General features: G+C 75.7%; 21 protein-coding genes. All 21 read right to left on the bottom strand.

Annotation, left to right across the window (positions count from 1 at the left end; genetic code table 11):
* Positions 1 to 26 precede the first annotated feature (26 nt).
* On the bottom strand, positions 27 to 869 hold the full coding sequence (locus tag JOD66_RS26655; protein WP_204839789.1) for a helix-turn-helix domain-containing protein: 843 nt from the start codon (positions 867 to 869) through the stop codon (positions 27 to 29).
* A gap of 336 nt (positions 870 to 1,205) precedes the next feature.
* Positions 1,206 to 2,645 (bottom strand): oligosaccharide flippase family protein, encoded by a 1,440-nt coding sequence (locus tag JOD66_RS26650; RefSeq protein ID WP_204839788.1) that lies wholly within the window; start codon positions 2,643 to 2,645, stop codon positions 1,206 to 1,208.
* A complete protein-coding gene (locus JOD66_RS26645) occupies positions 2,642 to 3,766 on the bottom strand; it encodes a GNAT family N-acetyltransferase (RefSeq protein WP_204839787.1) in 1,125 nt (374 codons plus the stop codon). Before JOD66_RS26645 ends, JOD66_RS26650 begins: the two co-directional genes overlap by 4 nt.
* On the bottom strand, positions 3,763 to 4,548 hold the full coding sequence (locus tag JOD66_RS26640) for a phosphotransferase (protein WP_204839786.1): 786 nt from the start codon (positions 4,546 to 4,548) through the stop codon (positions 3,763 to 3,765). Before JOD66_RS26640 ends, JOD66_RS26645 begins: the two co-directional genes overlap by 4 nt.
* Positions 4,545 to 5,567 (bottom strand): UDP-glucose 4-epimerase GalE, encoded by a 1,023-nt coding sequence (galE, locus tag JOD66_RS26635; RefSeq protein ID WP_204839785.1) that lies wholly within the window; start codon positions 5,565 to 5,567, stop codon positions 4,545 to 4,547. Before galE ends, JOD66_RS26640 begins: the two co-directional genes overlap by 4 nt.
* Before the next feature lie 3 nt (positions 5,568 to 5,570).
* The gene (locus tag JOD66_RS26630; RefSeq protein ID WP_204839784.1) at positions 5,571 to 6,371 is read right to left on the bottom strand and encodes a hypothetical protein; all 801 of its coding nucleotides are present in this window, start codon (positions 6,369 to 6,371) and stop codon (positions 5,571 to 5,573) included.
* Entirely contained in the window at positions 6,368 to 7,459 is a 1,092-nt protein-coding gene (locus JOD66_RS26625; protein WP_204839783.1) for a glycosyltransferase family 4 protein, read from the bottom strand. Before JOD66_RS26625 ends, JOD66_RS26630 begins: the two co-directional genes overlap by 4 nt.
* On the bottom strand, positions 7,456 to 8,565 hold the full coding sequence (locus tag JOD66_RS26620) for a glycosyltransferase family 4 protein (RefSeq protein ID WP_204839782.1): 1,110 nt from the start codon (positions 8,563 to 8,565) through the stop codon (positions 7,456 to 7,458). The genes JOD66_RS26625 and JOD66_RS26620 overlap by 4 nt, the downstream gene beginning before the upstream one ends.
* A 2-nt stretch (positions 8,566 to 8,567) precedes the next feature.
* Positions 8,568 to 11,339, bottom strand: a complete 2,772-nt coding sequence (locus tag JOD66_RS26615) for an oligosaccharide flippase family protein (RefSeq protein WP_204839781.1) — start codon at positions 11,337 to 11,339, stop codon at positions 8,568 to 8,570.
* Positions 11,336 to 11,767 (bottom strand): hypothetical protein, encoded by a 432-nt coding sequence (locus JOD66_RS26610; RefSeq protein ID WP_204839780.1) that lies wholly within the window; start codon positions 11,765 to 11,767, stop codon positions 11,336 to 11,338. Before JOD66_RS26610 ends, JOD66_RS26615 begins: the two co-directional genes overlap by 4 nt.
* Positions 11,768 to 11,838: 71 nt before the next feature.
* Positions 11,839 to 12,975: a cellulase family glycosylhydrolase gene (locus JOD66_RS26605; protein ID WP_204839779.1), complete on the bottom strand. Its 1,137-nt coding sequence runs from the start codon at positions 12,973 to 12,975 to the stop codon at positions 11,839 to 11,841.
* Positions 12,972 to 13,775: a polysaccharide deacetylase family protein gene (locus tag JOD66_RS26600; RefSeq protein WP_204839778.1), complete on the bottom strand. Its 804-nt coding sequence runs from the start codon at positions 13,773 to 13,775 to the stop codon at positions 12,972 to 12,974. Before JOD66_RS26600 ends, JOD66_RS26605 begins: the two co-directional genes overlap by 4 nt.
* Positions 13,772 to 14,344, bottom strand: coding sequence for a YveK family protein (locus JOD66_RS26595; RefSeq protein WP_204839777.1), 573 nt, complete (start codon positions 14,342 to 14,344; stop codon positions 13,772 to 13,774). The genes JOD66_RS26600 and JOD66_RS26595 overlap by 4 nt, the downstream gene beginning before the upstream one ends.
* Complete coding sequence (locus JOD66_RS26590) at positions 14,341 to 15,651, bottom strand: O-antigen ligase family protein (protein WP_204839776.1); 1,311 nt, start codon at positions 15,649 to 15,651, stop codon at positions 14,341 to 14,343. The genes JOD66_RS26595 and JOD66_RS26590 overlap by 4 nt, the downstream gene beginning before the upstream one ends.
* Positions 15,648 to 17,783: a glycosyltransferase gene (locus JOD66_RS26585; protein ID WP_204839775.1), complete on the bottom strand. Its 2,136-nt coding sequence runs from the start codon at positions 17,781 to 17,783 to the stop codon at positions 15,648 to 15,650. Before JOD66_RS26585 ends, JOD66_RS26590 begins: the two co-directional genes overlap by 4 nt.
* A 50-nt stretch (positions 17,784 to 17,833) precedes the next feature.
* Positions 17,834 to 18,940, bottom strand: a complete 1,107-nt coding sequence (locus JOD66_RS26580; protein WP_204839774.1) for a glycosyltransferase — start codon at positions 18,938 to 18,940, stop codon at positions 17,834 to 17,836.
* Position 18,941: 1 nt separating this feature from the next.
* The gene (locus tag JOD66_RS26575; RefSeq protein WP_204839773.1) at positions 18,942 to 19,649 is read right to left on the bottom strand and encodes a sugar transferase; all 708 of its coding nucleotides are present in this window, start codon (positions 19,647 to 19,649) and stop codon (positions 18,942 to 18,944) included.
* Positions 19,646 to 20,029, bottom strand: coding sequence for a hypothetical protein (locus tag JOD66_RS26570; protein WP_204839772.1), 384 nt, complete (start codon positions 20,027 to 20,029; stop codon positions 19,646 to 19,648). Before JOD66_RS26570 ends, JOD66_RS26575 begins: the two co-directional genes overlap by 4 nt.
* Positions 20,030 to 20,064: 35 nt before the next feature.
* On the bottom strand, positions 20,065 to 21,405 hold the full coding sequence (locus JOD66_RS26565) for a tyrosine-protein kinase domain-containing protein (RefSeq protein WP_204839771.1): 1,341 nt from the start codon (positions 21,403 to 21,405) through the stop codon (positions 20,065 to 20,067).
* A 46-nt stretch (positions 21,406 to 21,451) separates the two neighbouring features.
* A complete protein-coding gene (locus JOD66_RS26560) occupies positions 21,452 to 22,372 on the bottom strand; it encodes a hypothetical protein (RefSeq protein ID WP_204839770.1) in 921 nt (306 codons plus the stop codon).
* A 50-nt stretch (positions 22,373 to 22,422) separates the two neighbouring features.
* On the bottom strand, positions 22,423 to 22,830 hold the full coding sequence (locus JOD66_RS26555) for a hypothetical protein (protein WP_204839769.1): 408 nt from the start codon (positions 22,828 to 22,830) through the stop codon (positions 22,423 to 22,425).
* Positions 22,831 to 22,958: the final 128 nt, after the last annotated feature.

Below are 22,958 nucleotides of genomic sequence, written 5' to 3'. Positions count from 1 at the left end.
GACGGGCTTGACCTGGGAGACACGCTCTAGTCAGCGGTGTCGCCGCGCCGGACCCGACGGGCGGCCCGGTTGATGCGCAGCAGCATCGCCGCCGACGGGGTGACCGTCCCCGTGACGTACGTCGAGAGCCGCGACGAGGAGGTTCCGACCAGGCTGGCGAACTCGCGCTGGGTCAGCCCGGTCTCGGCGATCGCGTTGCGGATGTGGGCCGCGATGGCGGCGCGCTCCTCGTCCTCGACGATGCGCCGGATCATCTCGCTGACCGCGCGCAGGCAGCTGACCTCGGCGGCGTGCGCCACCGGGTCCAGCAGCTTGAGGTGCTCCTCGCTGACGCCCGACCACGGCTCGGCCCGGCTCGCGGCGACCAGGGCACGCCACGCGGGCACGCCGCCGTCGCGGAACACCGCCAGGACGTCCTCGACGGTGGTCAGCACGGGCGGCTCGGGGTCCGCCGCTCCGACGCACATCAGCCAGATGCCCGCCTCGGCGCAGGCCGTGACCAGGTCCGGGCGCGCGGTGAGGTCGACGCCGCCGGCCGGTGCCGGCTCCAGGCCCCAGGCATGGTGTCCGAGCGCCTGGGCCAGGGCGGTGGTGAGGGGGCGGTCCGGTCCGTCGACGACCCGCAGCCCCTCGTCCTGGAGCTCGGCGACCTGCCGGCCGCCGAACTCGCGCACCAGGCGGTCGAGCAGCTCGAGGTCGGACAGCTCGCCGAAGTGGATGACGGCGAGGGCGTTCGCCACGACGGCGCGCGCGAGCGGGGCGGGCACGCCCCGGCGCACCGTGAGACGGCCGACCGCCCGCGACCAGACCTCGGTCAGCTCCGCGTCGCCGTCCGCCCGTCGTTCGAACGACGCGACGATCCCCCACATTCTCGAGCGCCCCCTTCGCCGGCCGGACTCCGCGCCGTGCGGGACAACATTGCCCTGCCGGGCCAAGCGAGCTCGCGCATTTGCGGCGGCGCGATATCGGATCTGACATCGACGGGCTCGCCCCGCTTCGCGGAACTACGATTGCCGGACCATGTCGTACCGCATCCAGCTGGCCGCGCTCGCCCTTCTCGTCAGCGGGATCAGCGTCCCCGCCCTGGCCGGCAGCTCCCGGCTCTCGGGGCCGATCATCCTGACCCTGAGCGCCAGCCACGGCGTCCACCTCGACGACCTGCTCGTGGTCGCGGCCTGGGCGCTGTGCGTCGGATGGTGCGCGCGTCAGTGGCGACGCAGCCCGCGGGCGTCGCGCACCAGCGCGGGGTCGGCCGCCAGGCTGACCACCCCCGTCGCGACCAGGTACGCCGACCCGGCGGCCAGCACCGCCGGCCACAGCGGCGAGACGGCCGAGCACCAGGTCGCGGCCGCCGCGCAGCCCACGGCGAGGCCGAGCAGGCGGCGTGGTGGGACGAGCGACCCGATCCGCTGATGCACCACGACCAGCAGCACCACCGCCTGGATCGCGAACGAGACCGTCGTGGCGATCGCGGCGCCGAGCAGCCCCCACCACGGGATGAGCACCAGGTTGAGCGCGATGTTGGCCACCAGGGCGAGGACGCTCGCGAACAGCACCATCGGGTCCGGGTGCAGCGCCAGCAGCAGTGAGGCGCACTGGTGCCCGATGCCGAAGAACGCCGGTGCCAGCGCCAGCGCGACGAGCAGTCCCGGGTCGGCGTACTCGGCGCCGAGCAGGGCGGTGACGATGTCGTCGCCGCGCAGCGCCATCAGCACGCCGTAGGGCAGGTACACCGCCAGCATGGCGAGCATCGACAGCTGGCCCCACCGGCGGACGTGGTCGAGGTCGTCGGGCCGGCTCGCCATCACCGGGACCACGCCACGCGACAGGGTCCAGGTCACGAAGGTGACGGTCTCGAAGATCCGGTAGTTGGCCGAGTAGACGCCGACCGCGGTGGTGCCGAGCAGGACGCCCACCAGCGCGGTGTCGATGCGGAACAGGCCCATCGAGGCGAACGCGTTCAGGCCCATCACGGGGACCGCCTGGAGCAGCAGCCGGACCTCCGCGCGGCTGCCCCGCACCTGCAGGCGGACCCCGGCGCGGCGGGCGGCCAGGTGCATCGCGACCACGCCGCCGAGGGTGCCGACGACATACGCCAGCGCGGCCAGGTCGGCCCGCGGCGCCACGGCGAGGGCGCCGGCGACCAGGGCCAGGGTCAAGAAGCGCTGCACCACGAGCACCACCGCCGAGCGGTGCTGCTGCTGCCGGGCGCCGCAGCAGCCGCGGGCGGCGTCGGTGAAGATGTCGAGCAGGCAGGCCACGACGACCAGGCCGACCGTCACCGCCTCGGACGGCGCCATCACCAGCAGCAGGACGGCGAAGGTGACCACGCAGATCGCCGCGCTGAGCACCGCCCGGATCGCGACCAGCGCGCCGTAGCAGCGGTCCAGCAGCTCGGGCTGGGCACTGCCGAGCTGGATCAGCCGGGAGTCGAGCCCCGACGAGGACAGCACGGCGAGCAGCAGGCCCAGGCCGAAGCCGAGGGAGAGCACGCCGAACGCGGCCAGCCCGAGCACCCGGGCGAGCAGCAGGAACATCACGAAGGTGGCGACCTTGCCGAGCAGCTCGGACGCGGCCAGGGCCGCGACCGTCGTACCGGTGCGGCGCAGGGTGTCGTCGGGCGGGGCGCTCGTCGTGGTGGTCACCGCGCGGCGATCCTCCGCAGCGCGGCGCCCGGCAGGGCGGCCTTGACCCGGTCGCGGGCGGCGCGCTCCCAGCGGTCGAGCCGTGCCACCGCCGGCCCGGAGGTCGCCACCAGCCCGACCCGGCGCTCCTCGTGGTTGCCGAACTTGCCGTCGGTGCGCCCCCGCAGCCAGTCGAAGGTGGTCACGCTCGGGTCGGCCTCCGCGCGGGCGGTGGCGGCGAGGTCGCAGACGAGCGCGCCGCGGTAGTGCTCCAGGCCGTCGGCGACCCGGCCGTCGAACACCCGGTGCACGCCGCGCTCCTCGACGACCATGCCGTAGCCGGCGACGGCGTCGTCGACGAGCAGCAGGTCGAGGGTGAGTGCGCCCGCGGCACACAGGTCCCGCACGAACGCCTCGTGGAAGGCGCGGACCGCGGGATCGTCGAGGTGGCTGCGCCGCCCGCAGGCGTGGTCACGTCGACGTCGAACGTCGGTCACGACGGGCAGCCAGCGCTCCAGCTCCGCGCGGTCGCGGACCACGAGCTGCTCGGCGCGGCGCCCGTCGGCGGCGATCCGGTTGAGCGCGTTGTTGGCCTTGCGCCGCCGGTTGCGGCTCACCCGGTAGTCGGTGCCGATGCCGCGGATCTGCGGGATCGGCGCGCCCGGCTCGAGCCGGGCGCGGGGCAGGCGCGCGAGCAGGCCGGCGACCACCGGGTCGTCGGCGGGCAGCTGCGCCAGGTCGAGGGACCAGGCGGCGTGCTCGGTCACCACCCACGCGGCGAGGGCGTCGGCGAGGGCCGCGCCGGCCGCGGCGTCGTCGTGGTGGAGCCGGCCGTAGTCGTTGAGCTCACCACCGAGGAGCTCGATCCGCCAGATCCCGCGGCGCCGGGTCCGGCTGAGGGCGGCGACGCCGGCGACCGGCCCGTCGGCGGAGCCCACCGTGAGCACGACCGGCTCGCCGGGCAGGTGGGTCGCGGCCGCCGTGAGCCAGGCCGCGGTCGTGCAGTACGCCTCACTCGCGGCGTCGAGGTGGTCGGCCAGCTCGCGGATCCGGGCGCCGGCCGCGGCACCGGTCACGACCCGCGTGGTCCAGGGCGGGGCCGCGGTCAGCTGTTCGGTCACGATCCTCCAGTGCGTGCTCACGGCCGGTTTGATCCACGCGGTCGACGCAGGGACGACGACCACCGCCGGGCCTGCCGCCAACGCTTGCGGTTGTGGGCGCGCTGCGCGACGTCGCGGTCCGGGTCGGCCGCGGTGAGCTGCGAGGCGTAGGTGCGCAGCGCGAGCCACGGGAACTGCCGGCCGATGAGCTCGTGCTCGGCGGCCGGAGCCTGGCGGAGCAGCAGCTCCCAGCCCTCGTGGGCGAGGTCGTCGTCGCGGACGTTGACCAGGAGCTGGAGGAAGTCGCGGTGCGGGGGGCCGGGGGTCAGGAACTCCCAGTCGATGACCGCGACGCCGGCTCCGGCACCCAGGTCGAGCACATTGTCGCGGTGGAAGTCGTTGTGGATCATCGCCGTGCTCGGCACCCGCTGAGCGGTGGCGCGGGTCGCGACGTACTCGCGCGGGCTCACTCCCCCGGCCGCCAGCCGCGCGGCGTTCGCGACCGCTGCTGAGCGCGGCGCCTTCCAGGCGTCGGCCACGGGGGCCAGCCGCGGGCGGGGGGCGTGCTGGATCCGCTGGGCGACGTCGAGCGCGGCCTGCAGGTACGCCAGGCTGACGCCCGGCCGGTCCTCGAGCCGGCGGCTGACCAGCCAGGCACCGTGGCGGCCGACGGCGACCGTCTCCGCCGTCGGGATGCCGTGCTCGGCGGCCCACTGCCGGCCCTCGACCTCCCGCAGGATCCGGGCCCGGTCAGCGGGCCGGCGCGCCTCGTCGATGACGAGGGACGGGTCCCGGCGGAGGTCGTCGAGCAGCTGCCGGCTCATCGGACCGCCGTCGCGAGATCGGGCAGCACGCTGCCGCGGTGGACGGACCAGGCCAGGGCGTCCCGCACGCCCGCGGCGAGGTCCAGCTCGGCCTTCCAGTCCAGCAGCTCGGCCGCCCGCTCGCACCGTGCGTAGCCACCCACGGCGTCGCCGTCGCGGCGCGGCGCCTCGACGACCTCGACGCTCCGACGGGAGACCGCGGCGAAGGTGTCGACCAGCTCGCGGACGCTGGTGCCGCGGCCGGTGCCGAGGTTGATCACCTGGTGCCGGGATCCGGCGAGCGCCCGGTCGAAGTCCTCGACCGCGGCCACGTGGGCGCGGGCCAGGTCCCAGACGTGGACGTAGTCGCGGATCCCCGTGCCGTCCGGCGTCGGGTAGTCGACGCCCGTGAGCCGGAACGGCTCGCCCCGGCGGGCACACTCCACGAGCCGGCCCAGGACGTGAGCGGGCACCGGCTGCTGCGGGCCGGTGCGCAGCGCCGGGTCGGCCCCCATCGGGTTGAAGTAGCGCAGGGCGAGGGTGCGCAGGCCGGTCACCGCGCTGACGTCGGCGAGGACCGCCTCCATCATCGCCTTGGTCCGCGCGTAGGGGCTGCTCGGTCCGAGCGGCGCGTCCTCGTCCAGGCCGAGGGCCTGCCCGGCGTCGGGCCCGGCGGCGTACACCGACGCGGAGCTGCTGAACACCAGGTCGCGCACGCCGCCGTCGGCGAGCGCGGCCGCCAGCTCGAGGGTGCCGGCGACATTCGTGCGGTAGTAGCCGACCGGGTCGGTCACCGACTCGGGTACGACGACCCGCGCGGCGCAGTGCACCACGGAGCGGAGGTCGGGATGGGCGGTCAGGATCCGGCGTATCAGCGGCTGGTCGGCGATGTCACCGCGGTGGAAGGGCAGGCCCCGGACGAACTCCGCGCGTCCCGAGGACAGGTCGTCGAGGATGATCGGCCGGTGCCCGGCGTCGAGGAGCGCGGAGACCACGGTGCTGCCGATGTAGCCGGCGCCCCCGGTGACCAGGACCTTCATCGCTCAGCACCGGCCCTTGCCACCGTGGGGCACGCCGTCGGGGATCGAGTGCGCCACCACGCGGTCCAGGCGCAGGTCGGCGGGCACCGGCCGGTAGAGCTCGAGCCGGATCCGACGGCGGGTGCCGGGCTCGTAGCACCAGTAGCGCCCGGAGATCACCTGCGCGAGGTTCCCCGCGGAGTCCACCAGGATCGCCTGGGCGGCGACGTGGTCGCCGACCGGTCCGGTGGCCCGCAGCGTCACGGTGACCACGGTGTTGTCGTCGGTGCGCTCGAGCCGGCCCTTGCGCGCGACCACCCGCGCCTCCTCCGGGCGGACCGGGCGGAAGTCGGTCGAGACGTACTCCACGGTCACGTCGGTGATCTCGGCGGCGGCCGGGTCGATCGGGGCGTAGACCCCGAACTCCTCACCCGGCGGGAGGCCGAAGACGGTGCAGCACACGTCGTTCTCGGGGCCGCTGGTCGACACCACGACGTTGCCCGCGGCGCTGCGCCCGGTGATCCGCACCCGGGCCTCGTCGAGGACCTGGTCCGAGTCGTTGCGCAGGACGACGGCGAGCTGGCGGCCCTCCTGGCCCCAGGACACCACCTCGGGACCGACTCCGGCGGTGCCGGCGGTCGCGCCTCCGTCGCCGGGCGTCGCGGGGGCCGGCGAGGCCGCCGGTGGCGGCGCGTCGTCGTGCGACCCGCCGTCGCCGCCGAGCATGCCCGACATCAGCAGTGGGCCGGTGACCAGGCCCGTGGCGATGCAGCCGGCGCCGAGGTACAGCAGCCACCGGCTGTGGCTGTCACGGGTGGGACTCATGGTGAAACTCCCGTCGTCGTGGGGATCCGGACCGAGCTTCCGGTCATGGCGGCTTGGAGGTCGCGGTAGCGCGCGATCATCGGGTCGGCGGCGAAGCGCCGGTCGAAGGCGAAGGTGCCGGCGGCCGACAGCCGCGCCCGCAGCGCCGGCTCGACCAGGACGGCACGCAGTCCGGCGGCGAGGTCGGCGGCGGAGCCGGGCGGGACGACGTGGACCGCGTCACCGAACTGGTCGGTGATGCCGGGCACGTCGGAGGCCACGACGGGCAGGCCCGCGCCGAGCGCCTCCAGCACGGCGATCGGCAGGCCCTCCCAGTCCGTGGCCAGGGTGAGCAGGTCGCTGGCGGCCAGCAGCCGGGGCAGGTCGGCCCGCTCCCCGAGCAGCCGGACCCGGTCGCGCAGTCCGTGGCGGGCGATGGCGGCCGTGACGTCCGGGCGGCGCGGTCCGTCGCCGGCGAGGAGAAGCAACGGCGGCCGGTCCAGGGCGGCCCAGGCCTCGACCAGGAGATCGTGGCGCTTCTGCTCGACCAGCCGGGCCGGGCACAGCGCGACGACCTCGTCGGGCGCGATGCCGAGCTCGGCCCGCGCCCGCTGCCGGGGGTACGCCGGCAGCCGGTCCACCCCGTTCGGCACCACCGAGACCCGGTACGCCGGGAAGCCGTGCACGAGCAGCCGCTCGCGCAGGTGCGGGGAGACCACGACGACGTGGTCGGCGGCCCGGCGCAGGATCCGGACGGCGGTCCCGAGCTCGTGGTCCGCGACGCCGTGGAGGGTGACGAGGAGCGGGGCCCGGTGTCCGAACGCGAGGCGGCAGAGCAGCGCGGCCTTCGGGTTGTGGGCGTGGACCAGGTCGGGCGGGGGCAGCCGGCGCAGGCGCACGACGGCGCGCAGCAGGTCCCTGGGCCGCCGGCCCATCGTGGGCAGCGCGGTGTGCGCGATGCCGGCCGCGGTGGCCTCGGCGACGCGGAAGCCCGGGGCGCTGGCGATGCGGGAGTGGTGCCCGTCGGCGGTCGCGGCCCGGGCCAGGGTGAGCGCGACCACCTCGGCGCCGCCGGCGCCGAGCTCGGGGATGACGGTCAGGATCCTCATCCGGCGACCCCCTCGTAGACGTCCACCAGCGCCCGGGTGGTGCGGTCGATCGCGTAGTTCTCGCGAACCCGGAGCCGGGCACTCTCGCCCAAGCGGCGCCGGAGCACGGCGTCGGTGGCCAGGTCGGTCAGGGCCCGGGCCAGCCCACCGACGTCGCCGGCGTCGACCAGGAGGCCGTCGCGTGCGTGGCGGACCAGCTCGGGGACGCCCCCCACGCGGGTGGCGAGGACCGGCCGGCCCAGCGCCATCGCCTGCAGCAGCGCCATCGGGAAGGCCTCGGCCGCCGACGGCAGCGCGACGACGTCGGCGGCGCGCAGGGCGCGGACCGGGTCGGGGTCGAAGCCCGCGAAGGCGAACCGCTCGGGGTGGGTGGAGCCGGCCGCGGCGGCCTCCACCCGGGACCGCTCGGGACCGTCGCCCACCAGCCGCAGCCGGACGCCGGGCACCCGGTCGACGGCGGCGACCAGGTCGGGGAGTCGCTTCACGGGCTGCATCAGGCCGAGCCAGACGACCCGGACCGGGCCGGGGTCCGCCGCCGGGCCGGTCTGCTGGCCGAGCCAGTGCCGCCCGACTCCGTTGGGGACGGCGTGCACCCGGTGCCCGGCGATGCCGACGTGGTCGCGGGCATAGGCGGCCAGCGCCTGGCAGGGGGTCACCACCGCCGAACGGGGCGTCCGGGCGAGCAGGCCCTCGAGGCCCAGGTAGCGGAGCCGGTCGCGGCGGCGGGGCCGCGCGAGCGGGAGGTTGCCGGGCACCAGGCCGGCGAGCCGGTCGGGGACGCCGTGCAGCGTGTAGACCGTCGGGACCGACCGCGGTCCGGCGAGCACCCGCCCGACCAGGCCCGCCCGGCGGTCCTGGAGGTGGACGACGTCGGGGTCGACCGCGGCGAGCACCCGGCGCACCTCACCCACGCCGCGCAGGTCGCCGGCCCGGTCGACGGGCGCGACGTGGACGGTCACGGCGTGCTCGGCGGCCGCGGCGAGGTGGGGACCGGGCGGGCCGGCCAGGTGACTGTCGTGGCCCTGCCGGGCGAGCTCGATCGCCACCTCGACGGCGTGGTCGACCGGGCCGCCCCGGCCCTGGGTGATCAGCTGGAGGACGCGCATGCTCAGACCCGCCTCTCGGAGGCGACCGGCCCCGGGTCGAGGGCGACGCCCAGCGCCACGAGCAGCCAGACCGGCAGGTAGAACTGCTCGCTCAGGAAGCAGGCCGCGGTGAGCGTCCCCGCGAACCCGAGGAGCACCGCGTCCGCCACCACCCGGCGCTCGGGGACGCGCCGGGCCCGCGCCGCGCCGCGCGCGGCGTAGCCGAGCAGGGCGAGGAAGGCGACCAGCCCGAGCAGGCCCAGCTCGGACGCGACGTCGAGGTACATGTTGTGCACCACCGTCTGCGGCACCGCGGCCACGTCCCCGGGGACGAACGCCGGCGTCGCCGCCGCGAACCCGCCCGGGCCCTGGCCGAGCAGCGGGCTGTCGGCGGTCATCTCGGCCGCCATCGTCCAGGTCGTGTAGCGCGAGTCGACGTTGGCGGCCGCGATGTGCTCCTTCTCGGCGATGCTGCGCTCGACGAGGTCGGCATGGCTCGCCCACAGCAGCCCGAGCGCGGCCGACGCCGCGAGCCCCAGCCCCACCACGGTCGTCAGCCGCAGGGTGCGCAGCGCGAGCGCCGCGAGCAGCATGACCACGAGCGCGAGCAGCGCTCCGCGGGAGAAGGTCGCGCAGGTCGCCACGACCAGCGCCGCCGCGCAGGCCAGGACGCCCGCCGTCGCCAGCGGCGAGCGCCGGTGCGCGACCACGAACCCGAACGGCAGCGCGGCGACCAGGAAGAAGGCCAGGTCGTTGGGGTCCTCCAGCGGGCCGGCGGCCCGGCCACCCGTCGAGAGGAAGCGGAGGGTCGCGACCACGGCGGCCGCGGTGCACGCGAGGAAGAAGCAGGTGGCCAGCCGCCGCGCGACCGCCTCGGCACCCGGGCGGCCCCGGCGTACGGCGTCGACCAGGGCCGCCACCACGAGGGCGTACGACGCATAGCTGACCGCGTGGTCGAGGCCGACCGCGAGATCCATCCCCCGCAGGACGGACGACGCCAGCAGGGCCAGCACGATCACGCCGAGCGCGCCGCCGGCCGGATGCCGGGTCACGGACGGGCCCGCGCCGGCGACCAGGCGCAGCAGCCAGGAGGCGAAGAGCAGCAGTCCGACCGCCTTGACCGCCTCCGGGTGCGCCTCACGGAGCAGGTCGCCGAACGGCTCGGCGACGACCAGCAGCACCGCCGCCCACTCGAGCCGGGCGAGCGCCGCGGCGACCACGGCTCCCCCGGCGAGGGTGACGAGGACGGGCACCGGCGCCAGCACCGCCAACGCGGCGGTGGCGAGCGCGGCCGCGGTCAGCCCGGCGATCATGGCCGACGGCGCGGCCCAGCGGCCCGGGCGCAGCACCCGCCCCAGGCCGGTGCGGCCGGCCCGGTCGAGCAGCACGACGGTCGTCAGGTAGGCCACCGACGCCGCCCCGCCCGCCGCGAGGACGCCGACGAGCGAGCTGCGGGCGACGGGCAGCAGGCCGCCGACGGCGAGGGCGGTCAGCCCGAGCGCCCCGCCGCCGGCCGCCACCGGGAGCAGGCCGCGACCGAGCTCGGGCCAGGAGATCGACGGGACCCGATGTGCGACCAGGACGCCCGCCGCGACGACGGTCAGCACCACCGCGCCGAGCTGGGCGGCCGCCACGGCGGTGATGCCGCGGTCGACGACCAGGAGCAGCAGCACGAGCAGCAGCACCAGGTGGAGACCGGTCAGCGCCAGGACGTCCGTGGTCCGGCCGGCCGCCTTGAGGACCACCACCAGCACCTCGAGCGCGCTGAGCACCAGGCCGTAGGCCGCCAGCCAGCGCAGCGCGGGGACGGCGGGCGCCCACTGCTCACCCAGCAGGGTCAGGCCCGGGGCGAGCACGAGCAGGCCGACGTACAGCGGGACGACGAGCGCGTGGACCAACAGCGCGGCGTCGACCGCGGCCCGGCCCACGGCTGCGGCGCGCATCCGGCTGAGGTGGGCGAACAGGCTGCCGCCGATCACCATCGCGATGAGCAGGTACGGCATGTACGCGAGCCGGAACGCCATCGAGTAGGTACCGACGTCGTGGGCTCCGAGCCGGTGGGCGACGAGCAGGAAGTCCAGGTTGAGGATCAGCAGCGTCAGCAGGCTGCTGCCGGCCCAGCCGCCCCCGAAGGCGAGCAGCGCGCGGACGTCGCCGCGGGACCAGCCCGGGAGCACCGGACGGCGCAGCGCCCAGAACAGCAGCTGCACCAGCGCCGCCTGCACGAGCTGGCCGGTCACCAGCGCGAACGCGCCCTGACCGGCCGCGAGCGCCGCGACCGTGACGAGCGCACCGACGAGATTGCCGCCGATGTCGGGCAGCACCCGGCGCCGGAAGTCGAGCGAGCGACGCAGCAGCTCCGCGCTGACGCCGGCGGCGGCCGCCAGCGGCAGGCAGAGCACGATGCCGCGGAGCACCCCCGCCCCCTCGGCGCCGATCCGGAGCTGGACCGCGAGCCACGGGGCCGCCAGCCACACCACCGCGACGATGGCCGCCGACAGGGCCAGGGCGAGCGACAGCGCACTGCGCGCCGCCCGCTCGGCGTCGCCCCGGAACGGCACCAGGGCGGTGCTGGTGCCGAGGTCGGCGAGCACGACGCACACATTCAGCAGCACGGCGGCCAGCGAGATGATCCCGAACTCGTCGGGCGCCAGCACCGCGGCGAACACGAGCAGGACGGCCGTCTGGCAGGTCTTGGCCGCGACCGCGCCCAGACCCAGCCAGCCCGAGCCCGCGACCGGGCTCACCGGCGGCGGGCTCACGCGCGGCGGGCCGGTGGTGACGGCGGCCGTCATCGGATCCGCTCCTCGTCGAGGATCCGCGTCAGGTCCCGCTCCCCCGCGCGCAGCGCCGCCAGCGCGGCGTCCAGTCCCGCGAGCACCTCGACCGCGGCGGCCCGCAGCGGCAGCACCGCTCGCACCCGCTCGGCCAGCTCGAGCCGCGCGGCCGCCCGGTCCGTGTCCGCCCGGAGCGCCGCGCGGACGGCCTCGCCCACGACATGGGCCAGTGCCCGCGCCTGGGCCTCGTCGACCGCGGTCACCCGCGCCCGGGCGCGGATCAGGTCGGCCGCCTCGGTGCGGTCGGCAACCAGCCGGGCCAGCACCGTCTCGACGTACGCGAGCCCCTGGTCCCAGCCGGCGACCTCCTCGACCGCCCCGTTCGGGGGCAGCACGAGGGCGCCCTCCTCCGCGGAGGGCTCGCTCGAGCGCGTCGGATCAGCCATGGCCCCTCACCAGTGCGGGCGGCGGGCCGGGTTGATCCATCGGGGGCCGAAGTGCCGGCCGGGTGACCTCGTCATTCGCCCCGCACCGCCGCTTCGAAGGACCGCAGCGCCGGCTTGGCGCGCAGGTCGGGGTGCAGCAGGCCGAAGCCGTCCTGGTACGCCTCCGTCGGGCCGTCGACGTCGCGGTACCAGATGATCGGCCCGACATAGGGATACTCCGCCCGGACCAGGCGCACTGCGCGGCGCAGGAAGTCGGCCTGCTGCGGGACGGAGACCGGTCGGTTCCAGGCGTTGCCGTCGTTCTCGGTGCCGGTCGACCAGCCGAGCTCGGTGATCCAGATCTGCTTGCCGCCGTCGCCCCAGGTGGTCATCACGTCGTGCACCATCGGGGTGCTGGTCAGCCGCCACACGGCGCCGACCGACGCGGTCTCGGGGGCCGCGTCGCTGGGCCCGATGTAGGGGTGGACCGCCAGCGCGTCGAAGCAGCCCGCGGCGCCGGCCTCGTAGGCCCGGGTCAGCCAGGGCGCGTCGTTGTACATGATGCCGCCGAACAGGACCGGGGCGTCGTCGTACTCCTTGACGGCGGGGTACGCCGCGCAGAGCAGGTTCACGTAGGTCTGCGGGTCGGCGCCCTCGAAGAAGCCCTCGAAGTTGGGCTCGTTCCAGATCTCCCAGGCGTCGACGAGGTGGCCCCAGCGCTGCGCCGCCCGGCCGATGGCGCCGGCGTAGGCGCCGGGGTCGGTGGGTGGGGCATAGCTGCTTCCGTTGGGGCTGGCCCAGGCCGGGGTGAGCCAGAACTCGAGGATCACCTGGATGTCGTGGTCGCGGGCCGCGGCGAGCACGTCGTCGATCAGCTCGGCGTACCACCGCTCGAAGGGGCCGGTCCGGTTCGGCTGGAGGGTGGCCCAGCCGACGTCGACCCGGACCCAGCGCGCGCCCGACCGCGCCAGCCGTGCCAGCACCTTGCGGGCATATCCGGGGCCCGGCCGGTGGTGGGCCGAGAGCTGGACGCCGAGCCGGAGGTCGGGAACCGCGGCGGCGGCCGGCTCGCCCGGATCGGGCGTCGGGTCGGGTGTCGCCGTCGGGGCCGGGCGGGCCGGTGGCGGGTCCGCCGACTGCGCGGAGTTCAGCTGGGTGACCAGGGTGCCGGCGGCCCACAGGACCACCACGGCCACCGCGATGAGCACCCGGCGCAGCAGCCGCCTCATGGGCGCGCCACCGCCAGCGCGCCGGAGTCGTCGTGGGCGCTGCCGAGCAGGTCGTGGACCAGGCGCCTGGCGCGGGGCACGTGCCGCGAGGTACGCCGGGCGGCCGGGTAGAGCCCGTGCAGCTTGACCCGGAGCGTGCGCAGGGTGTCGGTCGCGTTGACGTCGACCCGCTGGATGCCGAACCGGCCCGCGGCCTCGTGGACGGAGAAGGCGGCACGGTAGCCGGCCGCCGCCACCGCGTCCCGCACCCGCGCGTCATGGGCGCCGTACGGGAAGGCGAAGGTCGGCACCTCGGTGCCGAGGAGCTCGGCGAGGGTGTCGCGGGTCTCCTGCGTCTGGCGGAGCAGCTCCGCGTCGCCGAGGCGGGTGAGGTCCGCGTGGTCGAGGCCGTGGGCTCCGATCGCCATCCCCTGCGTACGGAGCCCCTGCACCTCCCCAGCGGACAGCAGTGGGTAGCGGAGCCGGTCGCCGAGCCAGTCGGCCCGCCCGCCCAGCAGGCCGACCGGCACGTAGAGCACGCTCGGGATCCCCAGCGACTCCAGGATCGGCGCGGCATGCTCGCCGACGCCCTGGTAGCCGTCGTCGAAGGTGATCAGCACCGCCCGGCGCGGGAGCCGGTCGCCGCCGAGGGCCGCCAGGTAGGCGTCCTCGGTGACCGGGACGAACCCGGACTCGAGCAGCAGCTCCATCTGGGCCCGGAAGTTGGCCGGCGTCACGAACATGCCGTGCGGGTCGCGCTCGCGACCGACGTGGTCGACACCGTGGTACATCAGCACCCGGGCAGGTGCGCGGGTCCTCACGTCCGCTCCCGGATCCGGTACAGCCCGCCCGCCAGCACCAGCGCGGCGAGGCAGAGCAGGGCCGCGATGTAGAGCTTGCGGGGAGGGACGGCGGACACGCCGGCGACGCCCGCCTCGACGACGGGGACCACGCGGGTGGTGGTGTCGTCCTCGCCCTGGGCCACGGCGTACGCCGCCAGCTCGTTGGCGACCTGGATCGCGGCGCTCCGGCTGGTCGAGGCGACCACGATCCGCAGCGTGGCGGTGCCGGGGTCCTGGACGGTGCTCACCGACACGTCCGCGTCGTTGCTGCCGGCCGTCCCACCGGAGGCAGCGTCGGAGCCGGCCAGGTCGGCGGTCTCGGCCGAGCTGAGCGAGACGCCGTACTCGTGGGCGAGCATCTCGACCGTGTCGGCCGGGACGTCGGCCGCGAGCGGGCGCAGCGCCACCGCGCTGGTGGCGGTGTAGGTGGTGGGGATCAGCAGGATCAGCTGGATCCCGAAGCCGATCGCGAGCGCCAGCCCACCCACCAGGATGCCGATGTAGCGCCATCGGTCCCGCTGTCGTTGGGCCTGTCCTGCGGTGGTCATGGGGTGGTCCTCGCTTCTTGCTGGGGGGTGCGGACGGTCGGGACTGCGGCCCGCGCGGAGCCGGCGAGCGGAACGGTCTCGGCCACGATGGCCATGCCGAGGAGGGTCCAGGTGAAGACGTAGACGATGGGGTTCCACAGCGGCATGTCGAAGACGCCGTGGACGGCGATCGCCAGCAGCCCGGCGAGCACCGCCAGGCTCCGCGCCGACAGCACGGCACTCTCCTGGTCGTCGACGCGGGCCGCGGCGGCCTGGGCGAGCAGGTGCCGACGACCGGCGACCAGGCAGCCGGCAAGGACGACGATCCCGGCGGTCATGCCGATCACGCCGCGCTCGACGAGGACGGTGAGGTAGAGGTCGTGGGCGTGGTCGGCGCCGTACGCCGAGACGGTGCTCACCGAGTCCGTCGCGGCGACCCGGTAGCCGTCGGGGCCGACACCGAACCACGGGTGGTCGGAGATCTGGCGCCATGCCTCGCCCCAGATCAGCGGACGGGCGTCGTACTCGTTGGCGCCGGTGTTGCCCATCGAGCGCAGCCGGGTGCCGAGGATGCCGAGCAGCGGGACGCCGGTCGGCAGCACCAGGGCCAGCACGCAGGTCGCGACCGCGGCCGCGCCCGCCCGCCGCAGCAGCCGTCGGGTCCGCGGCACGGCGATCGCGATGGCGACGAGCGCCACGCAGCCGCCGATCCAGGCGCCCCGCGACATGCTGAGCACCCAGGCCAGCACGATGCTCGACGTGGCCACCGCGAGCACGACGGTCCGGGCCCGCGAGCGGGCGGTCACCAGGCAGGTGACGGCGACCGGCAGCAGGCCGGCGCAGAAGATGCCGAGCTCGTTGGGCTGGGAGAACGGGCCGGTCAGCCGGCCGTCGACGACCCAGCCGCCGGCCGCCGCCTGCAGCGCGCCGGCGCCCGACAGCGCGTAGGCGCCCACGCAGCCGCCCATCACCACCAGCAGGTCGAGGCCGCCGTGCTCGAAGCCGGGCCGGTGGGCCATGGCGATGCCGACGGCGTAGCCCAGGGCGATGCAGGCGATCACCACCCGGATCACCGCCTCCCCCGGGTTCACTCCCCCGGCCGCGGCGACCAGGCTGGTCACGACGCCCAGGCCCAGGCCGAGGAGCAGCAGCGAGGCCGGCACCGGCCGCTGGTCGGTCACCAGGAACCACAGCGCGATCGCGGCGGGCAGCGCCATCGCGAGGAAGGCGACGCTGAGCACGATCGAGACGGCGCCACCGAACGGCAGCACGGCGATCACGGCCATGACCGCCAGCGCGGGCACCGGAGGGCGGGCCGGGAGCGTCATCGCGGTCGGCTCCGACGGCGGGAGGCGGCCGCGAGTGCGCCGTACGCCTTGGCGAGGTCGCGCGCGGCCGCGATCGGCGGCACCAGCGCCGTGGAGCGCAGCGGGTCGGGGCCCTGGACGGCCCGGGCCACGGGCAGGGAGAGGTAGGCCGCGAGGCCGGCCGCCGCGGCGGCCCGCGCGCCCCTCGAGCCACGGACCGCGACGCCCGCGGCCGCGGTGTAGGCGGCCACCCGGGCGAGGTCGCGGCCGAGCAGCCGAGGGTCGAGCGAGTTGCCGCTGCCCTCGCCGTAGCGGCGGAACATGGTCAGGTTGGCCCGGAGGGTCGGGCGCTGCGCCCAGCTCACCTCGGCGTCGCGCACCATCCGGGCGGTGCCACCGGCCGCGACGATGCTGCGCCCGAAGAGCACGTCCTCACCGGTCTGCAGATCCTCCGGGAAGCCGCCCACGCTCGCCCAGGCGACGCGGGCGAAGGCCACCGAGCGGCCGGTCGGCATGGACGCGTCGAAGGCGCGCCCGAAGAGCCGGCCGTAGGCGCGGACGAGCGGGGTCGGCCGGGCCAGCTCCTCGACCTGCGGGTAGCCGACCGCGGCGAGCGCGTGCTCCCAGGGCTGGTGCGACTCGACCCGGTAGGTCCCGGTCCACAGGTCGACCTCGGGGTGCCGGGCGAAGGCCCGGCGGAAGGCCGTGAGCCAGCCGGGGGCCGGCACGCAGCCGGCGTCGGTGCAGGCGATCCGGTCGTGAGTGGCCGCGCGGATGCCGATGTTGCGGCCCCGCGAGATGCCGGCGCCGGGCTCGACGATCAGGCGCACCCGCTCGTCGAACGCGGCGAAGGCCCGCACGACGCCGACCGTGTCGTCGCGGGACCCGCCGTCGACGACGATCACCTCGTCGTCGGGGCCGAGCTGGGGCACGAGTGCGGAGAGCAGCTCCTTGGCCGCCGCCTCGTCGTTCAGCACGGTGGTCACCACGCTGATCGCGGGCCCCGTCGTCCGCTCGCCGACGCCGGGCCGGTGCGCCAGGTCCGCGAGGAAGTCGACCAGGACGCCGGCCGCCGTCGGTGCGTCGGGATACGCCGCGGCCACCCGGGCGCCCGTCGCGCCCCGCCGGGCGCGGGTGCCGGGGTCGGCGAGGGCCACCAGCGCCGCCGCCACGTCGGCCGGCGCGCCGGGGCGGACCTCGACGCCCCCGTCCTGGGCCATCGCGCCCAGCGGTGGCGTGACGACGACGGGGACGCCGGCCGTGAGCGCCTCGAAGGCCGCCATCCCGAACGCCTCGCGGTGCCAGGGCATGGTCGCGGTCGGCTTGGTCAGCACCAGCACCGCGTCGAAGGCCCGGGCGAGCCGGCCGAAGCCGGGGACCTCGCCCAGAAAGCGGACCCGGCCGCCGACGCCGAGCTCGTCCGCCAGTGCGGTGAGCCGGTCCTGCTCGCCGGTGTCGTCGGGGTCGTGGATGCCGGCGACGACCAGGTCCCAGGCCTCGGTCGCGGGATCGGCGAGGGCCCGGATGGCGTCGTCGATGCCCTTGCCGTGGACGATGCGGGTGCCCATCGCCGCCACCAGGCGGTCCTCCGGGCGGTCGACGCCGAGCGCGGCACGCGCCTGGTCCCGCGTGAGGTGGTCGGTGGTGCGGGGTGGGTTGAGCAGCAGGGAGCGGGCGGCGTGCCGGCCCTCGAACAGCCAGGAGCCCGTGGAGATCTGGCCGTCGGTGACCCGGTCGAGGAGAGCGGTCGGCCAGCCGGCGAACGAGCCGTCGTGGCGGACCCACACGAAGGGGATGCCGAGCGCCCGGGCCGCCGGGGCGGCGGCGAGCGCGGCCTTGACCCCGTGGGCGAGCACGACGTCGGGCTTCGCCGAGCGCAGCGCCGCGCCCACCCGGGCCGCGAGCAACGGGATCCGTGCGGCTCGCCGCTCGGAGCGCACCCGCGCCACCGGTACCCCCCGGCGCCGCCAGGCGTCCGCGGTCGGACCGCCGCCGAGCGCGATCACGGCGAGGTCCAGCCGGTCGGTGGCCTCGGCGAGCGTGAGCTGCCAGCGCTCGGCCCCGCCGAGCACGCCGCCCTGCTGGACCACGGTGACCCGCAGTCGCTGCGGCTCGCCCGCGGGCACGGTCACGGCATCGAGGACCGGGGTCATCGTCGTACTCCGCTCTGATGGGGGGAAGCCGGCCCGTCGGGGGCCGGCCGTCACCGAACCAGTGCGTCGGGAAGCCGGTCGTGATCCATCCCGGCCCCGGGAATTTCGGGACGCCGGCGGGCCGCGGCGGGCACGTGCCGGTAGGCGGTGGTGAGGCGGTAGCGCTGGAGGGACACCGAATGGTCGTCGGAGAAGGCCAGGGAGCGCCGGTGGGCACGGGTCCACGCCAGCTGACCGCGCAGGTCGAGCAGCCGCTCGGCCAGGCCCTCGACCGTGGACTCCAGGCCGGGGACGTCGTCGCTGACCAGCGTGGGCAGCGCCCGCGCGACGATCGGCAGACCGATGGCAGCCGCCTCGAGGATGCTGACCGGCGCACCCTCCCAGGCCGCCGTGTGCAGGTACGCCTGGGCCGAGCCCAGCCGCGCCAGGACCTCGGTGCGCGGCAGCCAGCCCGACACCTCGACCCCCGCGTCGCGCAGGGCGTCCTCGCCGTCGGCGTCGCCGCTCCCGAGCCACTCCCAGCGCAGCGGCTCGCTCTCGTCCGCGACCGCCTGCCGGTCCGCCTCGCGCTTCACCGCGATCAGGTGGCGCCAGTCCTTCTGAGCAGCGACCCGGCCCACGGCCACGACCCGGAACGGCTCACCACGGCGGACCCGGCCCTCCGGCGGGTGCAGCGCCCGGTTCGGGACGGTCACCACCCGCCGGAAGCCGAGCTCGGCGGCCAGGCCCGCCTCGTGGGGCGAGCACGCCACCAGGACGTCGGTCCGACGCACCAGCGACCGCTCGACCTCGCGCAGCGCCGTCCGGCTCATCGTCCCCAGGTCGGTGCGCTCGAAGGCGAAGCAGTGGGGGCTGTAGGCCACCGGCACGCCGAGGTCCGACGAGCGGGCCAGCACGCCGGCGTACGACGAGTGCGCGTGGACCAGGTCCGGCGCCAGCGCGGCCACCAGGTCGCGCAGCGAGCGCGCGGCCCGGTGGGGCGGGCCGGGCAGGTCGTGGACGCCGCCGAACACGGCGCGCTGGTCGCCGGTGTCGGCATGCTCGCGTCGATGCCAGATCGCCAGCTGGTGGTCGATGTCGGAGGTCGCGTCGACCATGCTGAGCACCGAGCTCAGCACTCCCCCGCCGAGCGACTCGACGACGTGCAGGACCCGCATGTCAGTACGCTCCGCGGCCACCGAAGACGGCCGGCAGCGTGCGCAGCAGGATGGCCAGGTCCATCCTCAGGGAGTGGTGGTCGACGTACTCCAGGTCCAGCCGGATCGCCTCGTCCCACTCCAGGTCGCTGCGCCCGTTGACCTGCGCCAGCCCGGTCATGCCGGGGCGCACGGCGTGCCGGCGGTGCTCGGCGGGCGCGAAGCGCGCGACCTCGGTCGGCGTGTTCGGGCGCGGGCCGACCAGGGCCATGGTGCCGTTGACGACATTCCACAGCTGGGGCAGCTCGTCGAGCGAGACCCGGCGCAGCCAGTGCCCGACCGGGGTGACCCGCGGGTCCGACCGGAGCTTGGTGAGCGGCCCCGAGCCGTCGTTGTGCGCGCTGAAGACCTCGGCGGCGCGCGCCTCGGCGTCGGCGTACATGGTGCGGAACTTCAGCACCTCGAACACCCGGCCGCCGTGACCGACGCGCTCCTGGCGGAAGAGCACCGGGCCGCGGCTGGTGGTGACGACGAGCAGCGCGACCAGCACCACCACGGGGAGCAGGGCGACCAGCAGCAGGCCGGCCAAAGCGGCCTCGGTGACGCCTCGCACCCGGCCGTGGCGCTGGACCCGGAAGAAGGGGACGTCGGCCGAGGGCTCCTCGACCTGGGCCGGGACGAGAGGGACCGCGACGGAGAGCAGCTCCGGGGAGCTCTGCTGGGCGGTCACGGCGCGGGCTCCGGATCCAGCCGCTCGGCCCGCAGCTCGATGTCGACGGCGGTGCGGGCCGCGGCGGTCACCCGGTCGGCCTCCGCGACCCGGTCGTCGAGCGCGACCAGTGCGGAGCGCAGGATCCGCTCGGCCTGGGCCGTGGACTGCGCCACGATCCGGTCGGCCTCGCGACTGCCCTCGTCGAGCATCTCGGTGGTCCGGCGGAAGGTGCTGCTGCGGACCCGGCGGGCGTGGTCGGCCAGCGAGCGCAGCACGTGCGGCGCCTCGTCGGCGTCGACGGTGACGGCGTACTCGAGGTGGGCGAGGAAGCCCGCCATGCCGGCGAAGGTCTCGGGACGCTCCGAGCTGTCGGGCGGAGCCTGGGTGGTGGTGCTCATCGGTGCCACTCCTGGGAGATGTTCGGTCCGAGACGTCAGGCAGAGCGGGGACGACGCTTGCGGCGGCCGGGCCGGGCGCCGACGAGGACGGTGCCGAGGACACGCAGCCGGATGGTGCGCAGGTGCTCCGCGGCGCGCTGCACCGAGCGGGGGTGCACCCGGCCCGATGGCACGGTGAGCACCATCGCGCCGTGGATAGCCATGATCCGGGCGTCCTCGGAGCTCGCGACCGAGGCGGCGTGGACGATCACCACGTCGTAGAGGCCCTCGGTGTCGTCGAGCATCCCGCGGAAGCGCATCTCGAGCAGGCTGGGCGCGGCGAGGTGCGCCTGACCGAGCGGGAGCACGTCGATCCGGGGCGCCGGGCCGGCGATGACGACGTCGCGCAGGTCGCAGGAGCCCGCGAGCACGTCGTACAGGCCGGGCTCACCAGGGTTCTCCAGCGCGGGGTGCACCTTGGCGTCGCGGTCGGCGTTGATCACCAGCACCCGGTGGCCCACGTCGGCCAGGGCGGCGGCGACGTTGACCTCGAGCCAGCCGGCGGCCGGCTCGGAGGTGCTGGCCGAGGACACGACGAGCAGCCGGCTCGGGTCCTCGACGCTGGCGAACTCGATGGCGATCCGCAGCGCCCGCAGCGCCTGGAACTCGTCGGCGCGGGGCTCGATCGCCGGCACGCTGTCGAGGTCCTCGGGCTTGGGGATCACGCCGAGCACGGAGGTCTGGGTGATCGCACCCACCTCCTCGGCCTCGGTGACGGTGCGGAAGAGCCGGTCGACCACGGCGGCCGCGATGACGGCGAGCAGCAGCGCGAGCAGCAGTCCGGCGAGCGCGGTCACCGGCACGTTCGGCGAGCTGAACCGGTCGGGGGCGACGGCCTCCTCGGTCACCTTGAACTCGAAGGAGCCGCTGCTCGGGTCGTGCTCGGGCAGCGCGGCGACCACCAGGTTGGCGATCTCGGCGGCCCGGTCCGGGTCGGTGTCGTGGACGGAGACCTGGATGATGACCGTGCCGGGGATGACCTTGCCCTCGACCTCGTCGCGCAGCTTCGAGACCGAGCGGTGCGAGACCTGGGCCGCGACGTCCTGGAGGAGCGGACGGGACCGGGCGACGTCGGCCACCGTGCCGAGCAGGTCGGTGTAGCTGGCCGGCGAGCCGGTGGTCGCCGTCGCCGGCGGGGTCGCCGCGACCCGGGCCGACGCCGTGTACTCGCGCGGGGCGATCACCAGGCCGGCGGCCACCGCGTTGATGACGAGGGCGAACACCAGCAGGACCACCCAGCGGCGGCGCCAGACGAGGGCGCCCAGTGCCCGGAAGCCCCCTCGGGCCACCGACGACACCGACGGCTGGTCGGTGGGGTCAAGGAGTGTGGTGGTCATGACTGGTCCTCACTGGATGTACGGCGTGCGGTGATGGGGCGAGCGGTCAGCTGGCCTGGTCGCGGAAGAGCGCGCCGAGCTTGCGGGAGCCGTCGGCCGGCTCCTCGGTCTGGGCCGTCGCGGCGGTGTCCTGGTCGGTCTGCGCCGCCGGCTCGTCGGCCGGCTCGACGGCCGGCTCGTCGCTCGCGGACGAGGGCTCGGGTGCGGGCGCCGGCGCGGCCGCCGAGTCCCGGCGCACCTCGTCGAGGAGGGCGTCGATGGCCTGCAGCTGGTCGCTCACGGCCCCGGTCGCCAGCTGGAGGACCTGCACCAGCTCGCCGAGGGAGGTCTGCAGGTCCGAGCCGAGCTCGGCGGCGCGGTGCAGCACCTCGCGGGCCGTGCCCCGGATCTCCTCGGCGTCGCGGGCGCCGCGGGCGGCCGCCTCGCCGACGTAGAGCCGGGCGGTCTGCTCGGCCTCGATCATCGCCGAGCGCATCGCCTCGGTGCGGATGTTCTCGGCGTCGCGCTCGGCGTTGCGGGTCAGCAGCGCGGTCGCGCTCTCGACGCGGCTGCGCTGCTCCTTGACCCACTCGACGGCCTCGAGCCGGGTGCGCTCGGCCTCCTCGTCCGCCGCCGCCCGGACCTGCTCGGCCGCGGTCTTCGCCTCGAGCACGATCTGCTCGGCCTGGTCGGTGGCCTCGCTGCGCGCGGTGGCGGCGAGGGCGAGCATCTCCTCGGCCTTGTGCTGGGCGTCGCGAGTCGCCCGCAGGGTCTCGGCGTGCTCGGTGATCCGGTCGGTCACCGACGGAGCCGGGGCGGCGGCCGGGGTCGCGGTGGCCTCGGCGCCGTCGCCGCCCTCGGGGGCGTCGGTGGCCGCGGCCTCGGTCGTGTCGTCGGCGGACGTCGAGCCGAGCTCGGCGAGCACGTCGTCGAAGGCGGAGGCGATCGCGGACTGCTGTCCGCTCTGGTTGCGCGGGCGGTTGAACATCGGTTCCTCCAGGGAAGGGTCGTCGGGGGTGGTCGCGGCGGTGGACGCGGTCAGGCGTCCCTGAGGTCGGTGGCGCGCAGCTCGAGGCGGAAGGCCTCGCGGACCGTCGCCATCAGCTGGTCCGCCTCGTCGAGGCGGGAGTTGAGCGTCGCGAGCCCGACGCTGCGCATCGTGTCGGCGTGGCTGAGCGCCTCGCTGAGGATCCCGCTGGCCTCCCGATCGGCCTCCGCGAGCTTCTCCGTGGTCATCCGCAGCGCCATTGCCCGCAGCCGCTGCGCCTCCTTCGAGATCATCCGCAGCAGGCGGGCCGCCTCGGCGGGCTCGACGGCGGCGGCGTTCTCGATGCGCTCGAGCAGCCCGTCGATCTCACGGTGGGGGATGAACGCCGGCCAGCTCGGCCTCTCGGCCGCGGCGGGGTCGCCGGGGTGCGGGGCGGCGTCATCAGTCGGGTCGGCCAACGGAACAGCTCCTGTGTCGGTCAGGGATGGGGTGCCAGGTCGTCCGGAAGTGGGGCCGGACGACCTGACCTCCCTCCAGTGCGGGCCGGGGCGGGCGTTGATCCACCGCGGCGGAGATTTCTTCGAGG

The organism is Nocardioides nitrophenolicus, assembly GCF_016907515.1.
Lineage (GTDB): Bacteria > Actinomycetota > Actinomycetes > Propionibacteriales > Nocardioidaceae > Nocardioides > Nocardioides nitrophenolicus.
Note: the sequence above shows the minus strand (reverse complement) of the source record. Positions and strands in the feature narration are given on the sequence as shown.